General features: G+C 46.6%; 12 protein-coding genes and 1 tRNA gene. 10 read left to right on the top strand and 3 right to left on the bottom strand.

The genetic code is table 11. The annotated features are described in order from the left end of the window. Positions 1–63: 63 nt before the first annotated feature. Together L3Q72_RS07025 and L3Q72_RS07020 are read left to right on the top strand one after the other, a co-directional pair. On the top strand, positions 64–927 hold the full coding sequence (locus L3Q72_RS07025; RefSeq protein WP_275131937.1) for a fructosamine kinase family protein: 864 nt from the start codon (positions 64–66) through the stop codon (positions 925–927). A gap of 89 nt (positions 928–1,016) precedes the next feature. Further along, the gene (locus L3Q72_RS07020; protein ID WP_275131936.1) at positions 1,017–1,220 is read left to right on the top strand and encodes a CPXCG motif-containing cysteine-rich protein; all 204 of its coding nucleotides are present in this window, start codon (positions 1,017–1,019) and stop codon (positions 1,218–1,220) included. Positions 1,221–1,249: 29 nt separating this feature from the next. On the opposite strand, the gene L3Q72_RS07015 is transcribed toward L3Q72_RS07020, so the two are convergent. Further along, positions 1,250–1,870, bottom strand: coding sequence for a riboflavin synthase subunit alpha (locus tag L3Q72_RS07015; RefSeq protein WP_275131935.1), 621 nt, complete (start codon positions 1,868–1,870; stop codon positions 1,250–1,252). 145 nt (positions 1,871–2,015) lie between these two features. Between L3Q72_RS07015 and L3Q72_RS07010 the strand changes: the two genes are divergently transcribed. The 3 genes from L3Q72_RS07010 (at position 2,016) to L3Q72_RS07000 (ending at position 4,850) form a co-directional block, all read left to right on the top strand. Then, on the top strand, positions 2,016–3,386 hold the full coding sequence (locus L3Q72_RS07010; RefSeq protein WP_275131934.1) for an MATE family efflux transporter: 1,371 nt from the start codon (positions 2,016–2,018) through the stop codon (positions 3,384–3,386). 163 nt (positions 3,387–3,549) lie between these two features. Next, positions 3,550–4,479, top strand: a complete 930-nt coding sequence (locus L3Q72_RS07005) for a M23 family metallopeptidase (RefSeq protein WP_275131933.1) — start codon at positions 3,550–3,552, stop codon at positions 4,477–4,479. Next, a complete protein-coding gene (locus tag L3Q72_RS07000) occupies positions 4,404–4,850 on the top strand; it encodes a polymer-forming cytoskeletal protein (RefSeq protein WP_275131932.1) in 447 nt (148 codons plus the stop codon). Before L3Q72_RS07005 ends, L3Q72_RS07000 begins: the two co-directional genes overlap by 76 nt. Here the strand turns inward: L3Q72_RS07000 and L3Q72_RS06995 are convergent, their stop codons facing one another. Next, entirely contained in the window at positions 4,851–5,705 is an 855-nt protein-coding gene (locus L3Q72_RS06995; protein ID WP_275131931.1) for a DNA ligase, read from the bottom strand. A 183-nt stretch (positions 5,706–5,888) separates the two neighbouring features. On the opposite strand from L3Q72_RS06995, the gene hxpB reads away from it, so the two are divergent. The 3 genes from hxpB (at position 5,889) to L3Q72_RS06980 (ending at position 7,470) form a co-directional block, all read left to right on the top strand. Beyond that, on the top strand, positions 5,889–6,545 hold the full coding sequence (hxpB, locus tag L3Q72_RS06990; protein WP_275131930.1) for a hexitol phosphatase HxpB: 657 nt from the start codon (positions 5,889–5,891) through the stop codon (positions 6,543–6,545). A gap of 123 nt (positions 6,546–6,668) precedes the next feature. Continuing rightward, positions 6,669–6,745: transfer RNA gene (locus L3Q72_RS06985), tRNA-Val, on the top strand. Between the two features lie 257 nt (positions 6,746–7,002). Next, positions 7,003–7,470, top strand: a complete 468-nt coding sequence (locus L3Q72_RS06980; RefSeq protein WP_275131929.1) for a hypothetical protein — start codon at positions 7,003–7,005, stop codon at positions 7,468–7,470. Between the two features lie 163 nt (positions 7,471–7,633). On the opposite strand, the gene L3Q72_RS06975 is transcribed toward L3Q72_RS06980, so the two are convergent. Continuing rightward, positions 7,634–8,266: a DUF1566 domain-containing protein gene (locus tag L3Q72_RS06975; RefSeq protein ID WP_275131928.1), complete on the bottom strand. Its 633-nt coding sequence runs from the start codon at positions 8,264–8,266 to the stop codon at positions 7,634–7,636. An 818-nt stretch (positions 8,267–9,084) separates the two neighbouring features. Between L3Q72_RS06975 and L3Q72_RS06970 the strand changes: the two genes are divergently transcribed. Further along, entirely contained in the window at positions 9,085–14,085 is a 5,001-nt protein-coding gene (locus L3Q72_RS06970; RefSeq protein WP_275131927.1) for a 2-oxoacid:acceptor oxidoreductase family protein, read from the top strand. A 2-nt stretch (positions 14,086–14,087) separates the two neighbouring features. Continuing rightward, entirely contained in the window at positions 14,088–16,829 is a 2,742-nt protein-coding gene (locus L3Q72_RS06965; RefSeq protein WP_275131926.1) for a sulfide/dihydroorotate dehydrogenase-like FAD/NAD-binding protein, read from the top strand. Positions 16,830–16,897 lie beyond the last annotated feature (68 nt).

Raw genomic sequence — 16,897 nt, 5'->3', positions numbered from 1 at the left:
CTATTTTTAGAAAATATGTCCTAAAATTAACCATATATGACGTAGAACCGGAGAGTCTTAGATATGTGGCACGCTATTTCACAGCAACTTTCAGAAACTTTAATGTTCACTTTTCAGATTAGGGAGCGCAATAGAATTGAAGGTGGAGACATCAGCGAGTGCTACATGATAAGTGACGGTGACCAAAGGTATTTTGTTAAGGTCGGTGACAAAGAGTCTTTGCCTGTCTTTGAAGCTGAAGCGGAAGGCCTTCAGGAACTACGTCTTTCTAACACGGTATCTCTGCCGGAACTTGTCCTTGTCGGTCAGGGAAAAGGCAAAGCATTTATTATCCTCAACTATATGGCAACCAAACCCCTGGAAGACTCCAAGCACAGTTTTGACTTTGGAGTTAAGTTAGCCCACTTGCACCAGTGGGGCGAGCAAAAAGAGTACGGTTTTGACCGGGACAACTATATAGGCGCAACTATCCAACCTAACTCCTGGACCAAAAAGTGGTGCCACTTTTTCTCAGAGCAGAGAATTGGCTGGCAACTGCAACTGCTGGATGAAAAAGGGATTCGCTTTGGTGATATCAGCCATATCGTTAAATCCATTGATAAAATGCTTGCGCACCATAATCCAAAACCTTCGCTTATTCACGGCGATCTCTGGCACGGCAATGTGGCAAACACTGCCTTTGGCCCCGTCTGCTATGACCCCGCCTGCTACTGGGGTGACAGAGAGTGCGATATCGCGATGACAGAGCTTTTTGACGGCTTTGATCCTGAGTTTTATCAGGGATACGAAAGTGTTTCACCTCTCGATTTCGGCTATCAGCAACGTAAAGATATCTACAACTTCTACCATATTCTGAACCACTGCAACCTGTTCGGCGGGCATTACCTGGAAGAAGCAGAGCAGCACCTTGAGAAACTTATAAGTTAATACATTGCGGCTTGTGACTGATTGAGACTATCTTTACCTTAGAGGGGCGATAATTTTTCGATTCCGAATGCCCCTCAAGGTAGAGCAAGATGAAAGACTATACAGAAAGATTCGTTATCTGCCCGCATTGCGGTTTTCAGATAGCCATGACAATAGATGCGTCAAACGGAAATCAGGAATTCTACGATGAATGCCCTGCTTGCTACAAAGCAGTTCATGTAAATATGATGGTTGATGAGCAGTATGACAAAATCAACCTGGTAGTAGATGCTGACGACGAACAGTACTTTTAAACAAGTACTGCTCCCCATATAAAGATGACTTAACTCTGATTAAGTTGTCGGGAGGCGAGCACCCTCTCAACCGTATCAACAATAGCCTGGGTTTGAGGATCAAACTCAATATTCACCCGCTCACCCGTTTTTCTCTGGCCAAACAGTGTTCTCTGCAAGGTTTCCGGTATCAGGTGTACGCTAAACCTTTTCTCTTCTACTTCACCTATGGTCAGTGAACAGCCGTCTATCCCGATATAGCCTTTAGCCAGAACATATCGCATATACTCTTTCGGCAGACTAAACCATACTGTCCGGTTATTTGGCGTGTATATCACTTCATCGATAACTGCCGTAAGCGTAATGTGTCCGGACATACTGTGCCCGCCAATCTCATCTCCGAATCTGGCTGCACGTTCTACATTAACGCAATCCCCGACTTCTAATTCACCAAGGTTGGTATGTTTCAATGTTGCCTGCATCAGGTCAAAGCTAATCTTTTTGCCATCGATCTTAGTAACAGTGAGACAGCAACCATTATGTGCGACAGATGCACCAACGCTTAACCCCTCAGATAACCTATTGCCCATTTCAATTACATGAGTCTGAAACGATTCCTTTTTCTCAATGGAAATAACCCTGGCCATCCCCTGAACAATTCCGGTAAACATTTAAAATTCTCCTAAGTTTCTGTGGTGATATCGCTCACTTTTTTTTATTATGCGCCTGTTCCAAACAACAAGCGCTTTCTTATACCAATACCAGTAATTAGATTGGTATTACTATATCAACTTCAGTTCTAAATTGGATACTTTCGTGCATCGCTATCAAAAAGAAGCTTCAGAATTAATCAAACTCGCCACACCTGTGCTTATCGCCTCTATCGCCCAGACAGGTATGGGCTTTGTCGATACCGTTATGGCCGGTGGTGTTAGTGCCACAGACATGGCTGCTGTCGCTGTTGCATCGAGTATCTGGATGCCAACCATACTCTTTGGTATTGGCCTTCTGATGGCGCTGGTACCGGTAATCGCTCAGCTAAACGGCGCAGGCAAATCAGACAAAATCGCCTACGAAGTACAACAGGGCATCTTTTTAGCCTCTCTTTTGGTCATTCCAACTTTGGCAATTCTTATTCAGACCAAATTTATCGTTGGCATGATGGATGTGGACCCTCTTCTGGCAGAAAAAACCACCGGCTATATGAACGCCATGCTCTGGGCCGTTCCGGGAAGCCTTTTATATCAGGCACTAAGGAGCTTTGCCGACGGTATGGCCCTGACCAAACCGGCGATGTTTATCGGTTTTCTGGGGCTGGCTATTAACATTCCGCTGAACTGGATGTTTGTTTACGGCAAATTTGGCGCTCCGGCTCTTGGCGGTGTAGGATGTGGTGTTGCAACTGCCATCGTTTACACATTGATGTTCCTGTTTATGCTGTTTTACATCATCAGATCAAACCGGCTTAAGCATGTTGGCCTATTCGACAAGCTGCACAAACTGGTCTGGAAAGAGCAAATCCGTCTGGTAAAGCTTGGGGTACCCGTTGCCTTTGCTATCTTTTTTGAAGTTACGCTATTCGCAGTTGTCGCACTTCTGGTCTCTCCTTTAGGACCAACTATTGTAGCTGCGCACCAGGTAGCTATTAACTTCTCTTCACTGGTATTTATGATTCCTATGAGTATTGGCGCAGCAGTAAGTATCCGTGTCGGACATAAACTCGGAGAAGAAAACACCGAAGGCGCAAAAATTGCCACCCATGTCAGCATTGCCCTTGGGCTGCTTCTTGCCGCCATTACCGGTGTAATTACCGTTGTGTTCAGAGAACCTATTACACTACTTTATACCGATGACAGTCAGGTGCTGGCCATCGCAACACAGTTGTTGATAATTGCAGCGATTTACCAGTTGGCAGATTCAGTGCAGGTAATAGGTGCAGGTGCTTTGCGTGGCTATAAAGACATGAAAGCTATCTTTATCTGTACCTTTATCGCCTATTGGGTGCTTGGCCTTCCGACGGGCTGTATTCTGGGGCTCACTGACTTAATCGTTCCGCGCATGGGCGTATATGGCTTCTGGGTTGGCTTTATTGTTGGCCTGACCTCTGCCGCTATTTTGCTCACAATAAGGCTGCGCTGGATGCACCGGCAGGAAGGCAGCGTACAATTAGAGTTCGCATCGCGTTAGTGTTTTGTTTTAGCTCAGTTAAAAATGCTGAGCTTTATATGAGATTTTTTGAGTGTTCTTCACAAATCCGGACTTTTGCCGTGTACTAACAGCATATTGTAATAGTAGAAAACTCAATAAAGCATTTACAATCTGACAGCAATATCTATCAACCAGTGTAACTATGAATTCAGAAAGCTTAATCGTCACCATATCTGGCGTTAAGGGAACTAACCATTTCAGACTAACAAAGAAGGCCATCACAAGATTAAAAATTTTGCTGGTCGCATTACTGGTCACTGCATTATCAGTCGCTACTGTCGTTCTCTTCCTTCTTGATGAAGTCACGATCTCCAAACAGGCTCAATCTACACTTGAGCAGAGATCCAAAGACCTGAATGAAGAACTGGTCGAGTACGAGCAACTTCAGGAGCAACTCAAGCAGCAAGTCGTAGCAAAAGAGCAGGAACTGGAAAACATGAATGACAGGCTCAATGATATTGAGTCTGTCCTTGGCACTTCCTCCAACGAGCTTGATATCGACTCACGCTTAGATCTTGCTGCTGTGAACACAGTGGTTCGCCAGCAAATTTTGCGCATGATTCCAAACGGAAGCCCGGTAAAAACCGGGTATATTTCCTCTGGATACGGAATGAGAACCCATCCGGTCACCAAAAAAAGAAGCATGCACCGCGGAATAGACCTTGCGGTTAACACAGGTACACCAATTTACGCCCCTGCCGATGGCGTGGTGGAAGTGACACGTAAAAGTAATCAGGGGTCAGGAAATTACCTCAGGCTGATGCACTCCTTCGGGATAACGTCTTCCTATTCGCACCTGAAAGCCTTCAAGGTGAAAAACGGAGACTTTGTTCAGAAAGGCGATCTTATTGGATTATCCGGTAATACAGGACTTTCTGCCGGAGCACATTTACACTATGAAGTTCGCTTTATAGGACGCTCTATGAACCCACGACCATTCGTGAACTGGAGCATAGATAATTTTGAATCCATTTTTAAAATTAATAAGGGTATTAAATGGGACTATTTGATAAAAAGAGTGGAGCAGCAGGTAAGCACCACGCTACAACTGTCATCGCAGAAGGCACAGTAATCGAAGGCACTCTGAACCTGACAGGCAATATTCAGATAGACGGACGGGTTAAAGGTAAGATTAACACCGAAAAAACCGTAACCATTAGCCCGTCAGGAAAGGTTGAAGGCGCTATTTTCGCTGATAGCGCCATCGTAAACGGCCACTTTGATGGTGAAATTGTTGCCCGCAATATTGAAATTCTGGAAAAAGGTAAGCTTCAGGGAGAGATCTCTTCTGCGGAATTCACTATTGTTAAAGGCGGCGTATTTTTAGGAAACTCAAAAACCGTCGCCAGTGAAGAGGTTGTAAAACTAAAAGATAATAAATCGGCCCAACAACCTCAAAAACCAGAATCAGGCAAAGCAGCCACAGCAACAAAAGCGAAGTAGTTACTCGGGAGCCCTTTCCCGTTGATAGCGCGCAAATCTGGGCAACCCTGTCACAGTCAGTCCGTTGTATTGAATAGTAATAACCGCTCCTACCGGGGGCGGGTTCTTCCTTTCAGCATCCGTTAATCCCGAACCCACGTACATCTTTTTTCCATCTCCAAGCTCAATATGCAGTGCGCCAACCATCCCGGAGTATTTACCGTTACCCTCTTTGTAGCCAATCACCACAGCTTCCGTATCCTCCGCTTTCTTTAACTTGAGCAGGTCATCGCTTCTTCCTGAAATATACGCCGCGTCGACTTTCCGGAGCATCACCCCTTCCCCGCTCTGCTGCTCTATCTGGCTCAGAAAGTCAAACAGTGCCTGTTTATCCTTGATTTCACGCTGCTCTACCATTTCTATAAATGGCCTGTCCATTTGAACTGCCCAGGCAGACAGAGCCGCGTACCGCTTGCGATAGCTCAAACCAAGATGTTTGGAGTCAAAAAGCATAAACTTAATCTCCTTCCAGTCATCGTCATTGGGCAGCTCATCAAGAACCGTCGACTGAACTTTCGCAAACTGTCCTCTTCCGGCCCACAATTCCCCCTCAATCATAAAATCGGGCAGGTCTTTAACAAACCACGATGGAGCATGAATCTGTTTCCCGGACCGGGTTAACAGCTTGCTTCCATCCCAGATAGCTCTGATACCGTCGAGCTTTTCACTCATCCAGTAACTTTTGACATCAATATCGTCATGGTATGCATTTGCCAGCACTACGGCCGGGGCAAAGCTAGTCGTTTCTGCACTTACATAAACGGGGATAAGGCTAAGTGCCGATAAAATAAGCGGCGTTGTTTTTGATACAGGCATAGGCTTTTACTCTATAAAAATGATCAGAGGCCATTTTTACTATTCACCAATAAACTGAGATAAAGGCCATTGGCTAAGTTGCGAAACACCTTTATTTTATTTTTCAAATAATCCACAAAGTTACATAGAAACTTGATAGAATTCGCGGCTTGTAATACTCACCTTCAAATACCGTGGTAATTCATGATCAAAGCAGTAATTTTTGATATGGACGGTCTGATGATCGACTCCGAACCATTATGGCGACAAGCACAAGAAGAAGTTTTTCAATCATGCGGTGTCAATATGACCCAGAAAGACGCAGAAGAGACAACCGGAATAAGAATCAACGAAATTGTTGATATCTGGTACAGCCGCCAGCCATGGGAGAAATTCAGTAAGCAGGATGTTACCACAGCGATTGTTGAACGTGTTGCAGAAAAAATCCTGATGACGAAACCAGCAATGCCCGGTATTCACAACGCCATTGAAATGGCTAAAGATCAGGGACTGAAACTAGCTGTAGCCTCCTCTTCGCCAATGTCTCTGGTAAAAGCGACCATCAATGCTCTTGGGCTTAACGGCACGTTTGAGGTTCTCAATTCGGCTGAAAATCTGGAATACGCAAAGCCACATCCAGAGGTTTATATCAATACAGCAAAGGCAATGGGTGTGGATCCAAGCGAATGTATCGCTATTGAAGATTCATTTACCGGCCTGCTGGCAGCAAAATCAGCGAATATGAAAACCATTGTTATTCCTGAAGCAGAAGCTTTCGGTGCCGATAAGTGGGTTATCGCAGATCAGAAACTAAGCAGTCTTGAAGAAGTCAGCCAACCGGTTCTGAATACCCTGCTTTAAACCCAGGAGAACAAATAAACACCAATTCGCCGATTATTACGCCAAACAGTTCAAATTAAGAGAAAATTTCCTTGCAAGGCGTAGGACGAGTGGCTAATATTCTTCTCGTTCAAGACACAATGTGGGAGTATAGCTCAGTTGGTTAGAGCGCTTGCTTGACATGCAAGAGGTCGGCAGTTCGAATCTGCCTACGCCCACCAAACCTTTTTTTGTTTTCAATACAGTTGTTTTTCCAAACAATGCTCCCCAAGCCCTTCGCGATCATTATTCAGTAAATCACCACTTTCGCAACACTTGTTAAACATTTTTAACAGCAATTCACTTTACCTTTCAATTAGGTAACGTAACTCAATGTAAACCGTCTCACACTTGAGATGCAACAAAGATGGTAGCCATATGCATATAACAATTCTGTAGAATAATTGCTCAATACAAATCCCTAAGTCGGAGCACACATTTGCACAGATTTATTTACCAAGGCATTAGCAAAACACCTGCAATTCTGCTACCGGTATACGCGGCAATTAGTCTCTATCTTGGGTATTTACTAATTAATACAGGTATTCAGTGCTGGAAATCACAGTATAGTATACAGGCAATATCCGGATGCGTAGATCATGTAAACTTTTCTAGAGAAAATAATGACGTGCATGATATTTTTATCATTGATAAATTCAAAAATGAAGTGAAGTTATCAATTGTTGGAGAGAAGCGAGCTCAGCTACTTAAGGATAACCAGCTAAGTTGCTTCACCTTTAATATTTACCTATATGATGATTTTTGGTCAGACGAAACGCACAAATACGTAGCTAATATTGACCATCTTCAACAGAAAGAGCATTCAATTAGTAAGATAGGCATAGCTGAGTATATTAACCATGTGTTAGAAACAAACGCTCCTGCAGCAGGTCATTCAACTCCTTGACTCGATTATACCAATCCCAGCAATTATCTGTTCATCCTTGCTTGTCAAAATCGCTAATACGCTAATAGTTCAAGGCCTGATTTTCATAACCCAACTTCAAATAACCTGATTCAGGTCAGGTTGTTGGTCACGGCCAACTGTATGCAGAGAAAACTAATGAAGCCTACATCTCTCTTACCAGAATAAGGTACCCTCTAGATGTGCCCGGTTTAAATTGAATTCCCCTCGTACCATTCTCAAAGCAAACCAAAAGAGGGCTTGCATCAATGTTTTCGGGTTGTTCTCTATATTTTAGGTATTGAGTATAGGATGAATAATTAGCAGTAGTATCATTACTTCCACCTCGAGTAAGATATAAAGTCGAACTCCAATAACACACTTCCCCTTCATTTGAAAAATCAGGAAAAACGCCATCATGAATTGTAGGAGAAACGTAAGTATTGCTATCACAGTAAAACTGTGACTTGTCCTGAAAAACTCCACAATAGGTTATACCCATCAGCTCATCGTATGTAGGTATTCGCCAGTCTGAAAAGCCATTTATATCTGCATTCTTTGACACTGTAAAAATATTCGTATCTTTAAATGGCTCTGGGCTGCCGGTACAATACGATTCACCAAAGAGGCTTTCTTCATAATTTTGCCCTAAACTGCATCTCATCCACATCAGGCTGGTTTTTAAATCTTTAGCTACTCCACTATCCGTTATAAAGTGCTTAATCATTTTTTCGGACGCATGGCCAGAGTTAACAAAAGCTAATAAAACAATTGATACCAATACCCATAGTTTTTTCATCTTCACTTACCGTTTACTACTCTTCACCAGAATGGAATAAACTCTGACTATTTAATACTGAATTGTCACCATAACAGTAGACATAGTGTTTCATAATACTGTCAGCAGAAAAGTGTAGCCAAAAAAATTCTGAGGAAATGGTCTAAATCTTAATATTGAGACCACTAGGAATGGACAGACCTGATATCACCCATCAAGACTAACCTCACTCAGAATCTTGTGTGAATGGGTAGCTCTGTAGAATCCAGACAGAGCAATATTTACATAACCATCTCACTATTAAGACATTTTTTGATGGTAGTATGTCCGATGCAACAAGCCAACCAATGAAGTTTTTGTGAGCACATCCCATTACGCTCACTTATGTACAACCAACCGATATTCTGCGGTTGGTTTTTTTTGTAATTTAAAAAAACGCACCATATTTAACCTCAGATCGGTTTAAACCATCGCCATCAACCTTGTCTTTTCTGTGAGAGCGAGACACTTTTTGCGAGGTGGCGATTTCATCGCTATCGAAGCAATATACTTCTGTGCTATGCAAAAAGCACATCATGAACTTATGCACAATTTCAGGGGATAACTTTGTTGACAGTTGGGTGCCTTACGCATTTTGTGAACAAACAGACAACCTTACGTTTACAACTGGTGTAGTATTTTTCACATAAGCATCAAGCAGTAACCTCTAGATCTAAGAATACCCATGATTGGTGGAGCTACCGCAAGAACGATAAATGCTGAGCCAAATGCATCCAAGGTAGCAGGCTGTAACTCCAAATAAGTGGGGTATCAATCCGCACACTAAGGAGCAACGTGTTATGCCTACACAGAAGCAGGAAAGCAATGAGCAAAAAAGCACTCCACAATATCCAGGACTCACAACCGTAATTCATGGCAACGGCGCTGTCGCCCATGTTATGGACTACGTTTGTGGCGGTGTTATCGGATACCCTATCACTCCTTCTACAGAAATCTCCGAGTTATATGAAGCATTCAGGGCACAGGGTGGCTGTAATGTCTGGGGTAAGCATCCGTTCTTCTTCGAGCCTGAAGGCGAGCATTCAGCGCAAAGTGGTGCGCTTGGTGCAGCACTGACCGGCGGAAAGTATATCTCTAACGCCTCATCCAGCCAGGGGATCCTGTACGGGCTGGAATCCCACTATGTTACCGTAGGCAAAAAAGCAGCTGGTTTTGTTTTACATATAGCGGCACGCTCCGTATCCCGTCACTCGCTTAATGTTATGGCCGGACATGATGATGTCTATGCACTGCTTTCCGCAGGTTATACCACGCTATTTGGCAGTAATGCACAGGAAGCGGCCGACCTTGCCGCTATCTCCTACCGGATAAGCGCCCTGTCTCTGATTCCTGTAGCAAACACAATGGATGGCTTTGCCACCAGCCATATTCAGAGCGAAGTGAAACTCCCAGAGCCTGAAATGTTAAAAGAATTCCTTGGTGATCCTGCAAGCCGCATTCTGGCCCCAACAGAAGCGCAAAGAATGCTTTATGGTGCCAAAGGCCGGGTATGGCAGTTACAGCAGTTTATAGAAAAATATCAGGATCAGTTCTGGGTAGAAAAATTGGGGGATTTGAAAGGCTTTATAGAAGCTAACTCAGATGCCATCGAAGCAGATAGTCAGGGGCAGTTCCTTGAAGAAACCAAGGTTTATGTTCCTGAAATTCTGCATAAAAAATGGCAGAGAAACTGGTTAAATGCTTACGAAAAAGATACCCGCCAGTTAGTCCCTGCTCTTGTTGATCCACACAACCCAGGCCTGACCGGTGGTGTACAGAACCAGCCGGATTATCAGGCAGGTATTGTCGACCACAGAAGCCACTTTATGGTGGATGTGCCGCAGTTTATTGAACAGGCCATGCAAGAGTATGGAGACCTGACAGGCCGCTACTACCAGCCTGTAATGGATTATAAGTGTGACGATGCGGATTACGTCATTGTCGGTTTAGGCTCAGTAACCGATGATGCAGAGGCTGTCGCAGGTTATCTGCGTAAACAGGGGCAAAAAGTCGGCGTCATTTCCGTTAAGCAGTTACATCCATTCCCTGAAGCTCAGATAGTTGAAAAACTGGCAGGAAAACAGGTCGTGACTATTTTAGAGCGTTGCGACGAAACCCGCCTGACCGAGCGTATCTCCCGCGCGCTATTTAAAGCACAGGAAAACTCCCGCGATAACAGACACGCCGGCATAAAGGCTCTGGAACAGATTCCACTGCTGAGCACAGGTATTTTTGGCCTTGGCGGACACGATCTTCAGCCTCGTCACCTTATTGCTGCCTTCGATAATATGCGCGCGGACAAAATCAAACCTTTCTTCTATCTGGGAAGCCAGTTCTTTGATAAAAACGCAGAAGGTGCACTAAAAGCGATTCAGGACAGACTTCGTTCAGCCTACCCTGATACTGAATTGATGGCTCTGGAAACCGGCGAAAATCCTAATCTGTTGCCAGATTCAGCTCTAAGGGTGCGTTTCCACTCAGTGGGCGGTTACGGCACCATAGCAACCGGCAAACTGCTTACCGATATTCTGTCCGGTGCACTGGGTATGAACTCCAAATCCATGCCGAAATACGGCTCAGAAAAAAGCGGCGCACCAACCAACTTCTTTATCACCCTGTCACCAGAGCCGATAAAGATCACCAACGCCGAGTTGCAACAGGTGGAAATTGTACTTTCTCCTGACCATAAGGTGTTTATGCACACCAATCCGCTTGCGGGTCTGAGCAAAAACGGCACCTTTATTCTTCAGACTCATCACGAACCTGAGCAGGTCTGGCAGGAGATACCCGCCAGTGCCCGTCAGTACATTCGTGAAAACAATATCGATTTCTTTATTGTCGATGCCTTTAAAGTGGCAAAAGAGCAGGCTCCATCTGCGGATCTGGAAATCCGTATGATGGGGATCGCCTTTATCGGCGCCCTGTGCGGTCACGCTACTCAGGTAACACAAGGCGCGGATCAATCACTGATGCTCGAGCGCATTACCCAGCAGATTGCCAAGAAGTTCGGATCCAAAGGTGAAAAAGTCGTAGCCAGTAATATGGCAGTTATCCGTAAAGGCATGAACGCCACCATGCAAGTCTGCTACAAAGACTTTGATGACGCATCTGCTGAGCAAAGTGGAAACATCACAGCGAAGAAACCAAACCAGACCCAGGCAAGCTGCGGCCTGTTCGATCCTTCCTACTTCAGTAATATTGCAGGCAGCCGCTACGCCGATGGCTCTATCGGTGAAGCGCCGGTTATTCCGGGCTCTGGTATGTTTATGCCTCCTGCAAGCGCAATAACCAAAGATAAAGGCATCTTCAGGCTCAACGTTCCAAAATTCGATGCTGATAAATGTACCGGCTGTATGGAATGCACAATAGCCTGCCCTGACGGCGCGATTCCGACCATGGTTCATGAGCTGCACGATATTGTCTATGTTGCAATTGGCAAACTGGACATTCCGCCTGCGCAGCAGGAAAGACTGAAAGTTCAGATGCCTCCGATTCTGGATGCGGTTCGCCAGTATTACCGCACCGCACCTAAGAATGAATCTCTGCCACTTCACAAAGCTTTTGTCAAAGTGACCGACAGCATGACATTCAGCGAACCTGCGATTTCTGCACATATTGCAGAGCTTAGCGTTGCTCTGGAATCGCTGCCTGTAAGCAGAACTAAACCATTCTTTGACTCTATGGAAAAAGCCGTACCGGGCAGTAGCGGTCTGTTCTCTGTTGCTGTGGATCCAAGCAAATGCAGCGGATGTATGGAATGTGTTGATGTTTGTGGCCCGAATGCACTGCAGAAAGTGCGTCAGACCAGCGAACTGAATAAAGAAATGCACGAACTGTTCGCCACTTTGGCAGAAATGCCGAACACTCCTGCCCGCTTCCTTGAAAAAGGCGTTGCCGATTCTGCCGAATCCAAACGCCTGCTTCTGGACAGAAGCAACTACTACGCCATGAGCTCAGGCCACGGTGCCTGCCGGGGTTGTGGTGAGGTAACGGCTCTGCGTCTGGTCACTTCCATTAACAGAGCATTGCAGCAGCAAAGATATCAGGCACATATTCATAGCCTGGAAACCATGCTCGACAAACTTGAAGAAAAACAGGAAAACATTGCCGACGGCGAACGTAAAGCGCGTATCGCGGACACCATTAATACACTGGAAAAACGCCTGTTCCACTTTGAACACGGCCCGACCGGTAATGGCCCTTCCGATGCTCTGATTGCAAATGCCACGGGTTGCAGCAGCGTTTATGCTTCTACTTTCCCGGCTAACCCATACAATGATCCATGGGTCAACAGCCTGTTCCAGGATACGCCAGCCCTGTCTAAAGGCCTGTTTGAAGGTGAAGCCGCCAATCAGCTTGAGCAGTTTAAAGCGCTGAGAACTGCCAAGCTTGAACTTGAAGATATGTACGATCCGCAAGTGCATGACCACCAGTTGCGCTATCTGGAGTGGAGCCATCTTTCTGATCAGGAACTCGCCCTGCTTCCGACCGTATTCAGTATCGGTGGTGACGGCGCGACTTACGATATCGGCTTTGGCGCACTTTCACGTCTGCTGACGACATCAACACCGATTAAAGTCCTGGTGCTGAATACCGGCAGCTACTCGAATACCGGTGGTCAGGCATCCACCGCCAGTTACACAGCGCAAGACTCTGATCTCAGCCGCTTTGGTAAAGAGCACAGCGGTAAGCAGGAAGCGCGTAAAGAGCTGGGCATTATTGCCACCTTCCACCCTAAAGTGATGGTGGTTCAGACCTCAACGGCTCTGCAAGGGCACTTTATGTCCAATCTGATGGAATACCTGAATTATCAGGATGCTCCGGCACTGTTTGATGTCTACACACCATGTATGGGTGAGCACGGTATCGCAGACGATGCCAGCACACGTCACGCAAGGCTGGCTGTGGAAAGCCGTATGAATCCTGTCTTTGTGCATGATCCGCGTAAAGGGGAAACGCTGGCAGACCGCTTCTCCATTGAAGGCAACCCGGATGTCAATGAAGACTGGGCAACTCATACCCTTAGCTATCTGGACGATGACGGCATGACTCAGCTAAAAGAGGTGCCATTCACCGCCGCTGATTTTGCCCTGTACGAGGGGCGCTTTAAGAAGCACTTCACGGCTATTTCTGATGCAGAAACCCCGGTTGAACTGGCTGAATACGTTAATATGAGCGCTGATGAACGCTTAGACAAAACTCCGTTTATCTGGACCACAGATCAGGAACAGCACCTGATCCGGCTTCAGGTTTCACAGTCCATTGTCGCTCTGGCAGAAGAGCGTCAGCAGAACTGGCATATGCTGCAATACCTGAGCGGTCAGCATATGGACGGACTGGAAGAGCAGTATCAGCTGAAAGTGGACGAATGGAAACAGCGTTACGACCTTGCTCTGGAAAGCAACGAACTGGCGATGGATTCCATTGCCAACGGTCTTGCAGAACTGGCGATGACAGCCGGAGCCTCCGGCGGAACCATTCCGGTAACTCAAGTGGAATCTGAACCGGTTCAGGCTACGTCTGATAAAACTCAGGACGGTGGTAAACCTCTGGTCTCTATCGCTGAAGAAGATCTGCATCTGTGTACTGACTGCAAAACCTGCTATCAGCAACTAAGCGAGCTGTTTGAGAAAACCACCATAGTTGAAGATGGTGAGCCAAGAGCCGTCAGTCATGTTATACCGGGAGCGCTGGATAAAGTAAAAGTCACTCCAGAGCTGATTGCACGGGCTAACCGGATAGCAGACGAGTGTGACGCGGAAATTATCCATGTCAACGCTCCAGCATCGGCGGAGGTGTAATTATGACGACAGTTATCAACCAGCCTCAGCAGGAACTGATGCTCAAACGTATGGAGCAGGATCCACGCCGCTTCCAGCGTATGGTTATCGAAGAGAGCCAGAGGCTTATCCGGGATACCCTAAAAAAAGGCAAGCTTAGTGCGGAGTTCACCAACAAACTTTGGCAGCTTCTGCTTGTCGGTGATGAGCTGAGTATTACTCTGCAACGCTATCTGTGGCGGGTTCCGCTTAAACAGAAACGCTCTTTTGTGGAAGCGCTGGATACGCACCTTTCCGAGCGCTATCCCATGTTTAAAGGGCTATCCGTTGGCTGGCCGGGTTCAAACAATATCCCGCCATACGTAAGGCCACCGGAAGAGAGGCAAAAAGACTTTGACCTGGTGAGCCAGGGGTATCTTGGCTATATGGGTCTTGGATATACGCTGCGCGAAGTAGAGCTCTTTGTCTGGCTGGAAGTGCTGCGGGACAAACAGTGTGAAGATCGCCCCTGCGAAGTGGGCGTTCCGAAATGCAACCGCGACGGTGAACCGGCAGAAGAAAACGATGGAGGCTGCCCAGTAAAAATCCATATTCCACAGGTTCTGAATTTAATGGGCGAAGGCCGCTTTAAAGCCGCCTTTGAATTAATCCGTGATGCCAACCCGCTGCCTAATGTTACCGGACGGGTATGTCCGCAGGAACTTCAGTGTCAGGGGGTTTGTACCCATACCAATAAACCGATAGAGATAGGCCAGCTTGAGTGGTTCCTGCCTCAGAGAGAGCGTGAGCTTTCCGAAGGCAAACCGCCTGAAATGGCAGAGTGCAATCCATGGGTAGCCGCCAGTAAGCCGCCGGTTGCTATCGTTGGCTCAGGCCCTTCCGGCCTTATCAATGCATATCTGCTCGCCAAGAACGGTTACCCTGTCACAGTATTTGAGGCATTCCATATCCTGGGCGGTGTACTGCGTTACGGTATTCCTGAGTTCCGCTTACCTAACCAGTTGATCGATGATGTGGTGGAAAAAATCAAAGCACTGGGAGGCCGCTTTGTTGCCAACTATATCGTGGGTAAAACCGCCACTCTGGAAGATCTGAAACGTGCCGGATTTGTGCGGATTTTTGTGGGCACCGGTGCCGGTCTGCCGCGCTTTATGAATGTGCAGGGTGAACATCTGCTGAATATTATGTCAGCCAATGAGTTCCTGACCCGTATTAACCTGATGCATGCCAATGAGCCCGATTATGAAACCCCGATGCCGGACATGGAAGGCAAAGAGGTAATGATTATCGGTGGTGGTAACACAGCAATGGACGCGGCCCGAAGCGCCCGCCGTCTAGGAGCTAACGTCACCATAGTTTACCGCAGGACTCAGCAGGAAATGCCGGCAAGGGTTGAAGAACTTCACCATGCACTGGAAGAAGGTATTCAGCTTAAAGAACTGCGCGCGCCGTGTGAGTTTAAAGGCAATAAAAAACACTTCCTTACCAGCACGGTTCTGGATGTCATGGCGCTTGGTGAGCCAGACTCTTCCGGTCGCAGGCGCCCTCAGTCCACAGGTGAAACTGAAGAGATGAAGGTGGACTTTGCCATTATGGCGCTGGGTAACAGCTCCAACCCGATAGTGAAAGATGCGAACCCTGATCTGAACACATCGAAATGGGGAACCCTGCTGCTTAATAAAGGCTCTCAGGAAACCTCCATCAGCGGTGTTTACAGTGGTGGTGATGCTACCCGTGGCGGCTCTACTGCCATCAAAGCCGCCGGCGACGGACAAGCTGCCGCTCAGGAAATCATGAGCCAGGTCGACTTCAATAAAAAAGAAGTCGCAGGTCTGGTCGCTAAAGCCAGTCACTATACCGACCTTGGTCAGAAAGCACCTAAAATCACCAAACGCAGACAGCTTACCGATGAAATTGTTGAATTTACCATTCAGTCTCCACTGATTGCACGTTCAGCAAAAGCCGGGCAGTTTGTGCGTGTTCTTCTGGATGAAAAGGGGGAACTGATCCCTCTCACTCTGGCCGACTGGGATGCAGAAGCAGGAACCATTGAACTTGTGGTTCAGGGACTGGGAAGCAGCTCCAAGCTTATCAACCAGATGCAGGAAGGCGAATGTTTCGAAGCTATTGCCGGACCTTTAGGGCAGCCGAGTCATGTTGTTCCTCATGATGATAAGCGCGTCATCTTTACTGCCGGCGGTGTTGGCCTTCCGGCTGTTCACCCGATCATGCAGGCTCATCTTGAAATCGGTAACAGAGTCACCCTTATTTCCGGATTCAGGGGCAAAGCACAAAGATTCTGGACCGATGAAGGCGATAAAGTGGAAACACTTCGCGATGCCTACCCTGACCAGCTTGAAGTCATCTACACCAGTAACGACGGTAGCTTTGGTATACAGGGCTTTGTGACTACACCATTAGAAGAAAGACTTGTTCATCTTAAAGAAGGAACCGGTGAAGCAATAGCTGAAGTAATCACTATCGGGCCTCCTTTGATGATGCGTGCAGTCAGCGATCTAACCAAAGGTTACGGTGTGAAGTGTGTGGCAAGCCTTAACTCCATTATGGTAGACGGTACCGGCATGTGCGGAGCCTGTATGGTGCCTGTGATCATTGACGGAAAACTGGTGCGCAAACACGCCTGTATCGATGGCCCTGAGATGGACAGCCATATCATTGACTGGGATAAGTACCTGCCTAGATTTGAGCAGTTTAAGGAGCAGGAGAAGAGGAGTCAGATTAAGCATAAGTTTATTTCTGAGTAATGCGACTCCCCCACTTCGTCATTCCCGTGAAAACGGGAATCTGATTAAAGCGCGTTGTAGAGCATGAG

Source organism: Vibrio sp. JC009 (assembly GCF_029016485.1).
In the GTDB taxonomy this organism is placed as follows: domain Bacteria; phylum Pseudomonadota; class Gammaproteobacteria; order Enterobacterales; family Vibrionaceae; genus Vibrio.
The sequence above is the reverse complement of the archived record's forward strand: the minus strand, read 5'-3'. Positions and strand labels throughout refer to the sequence as shown.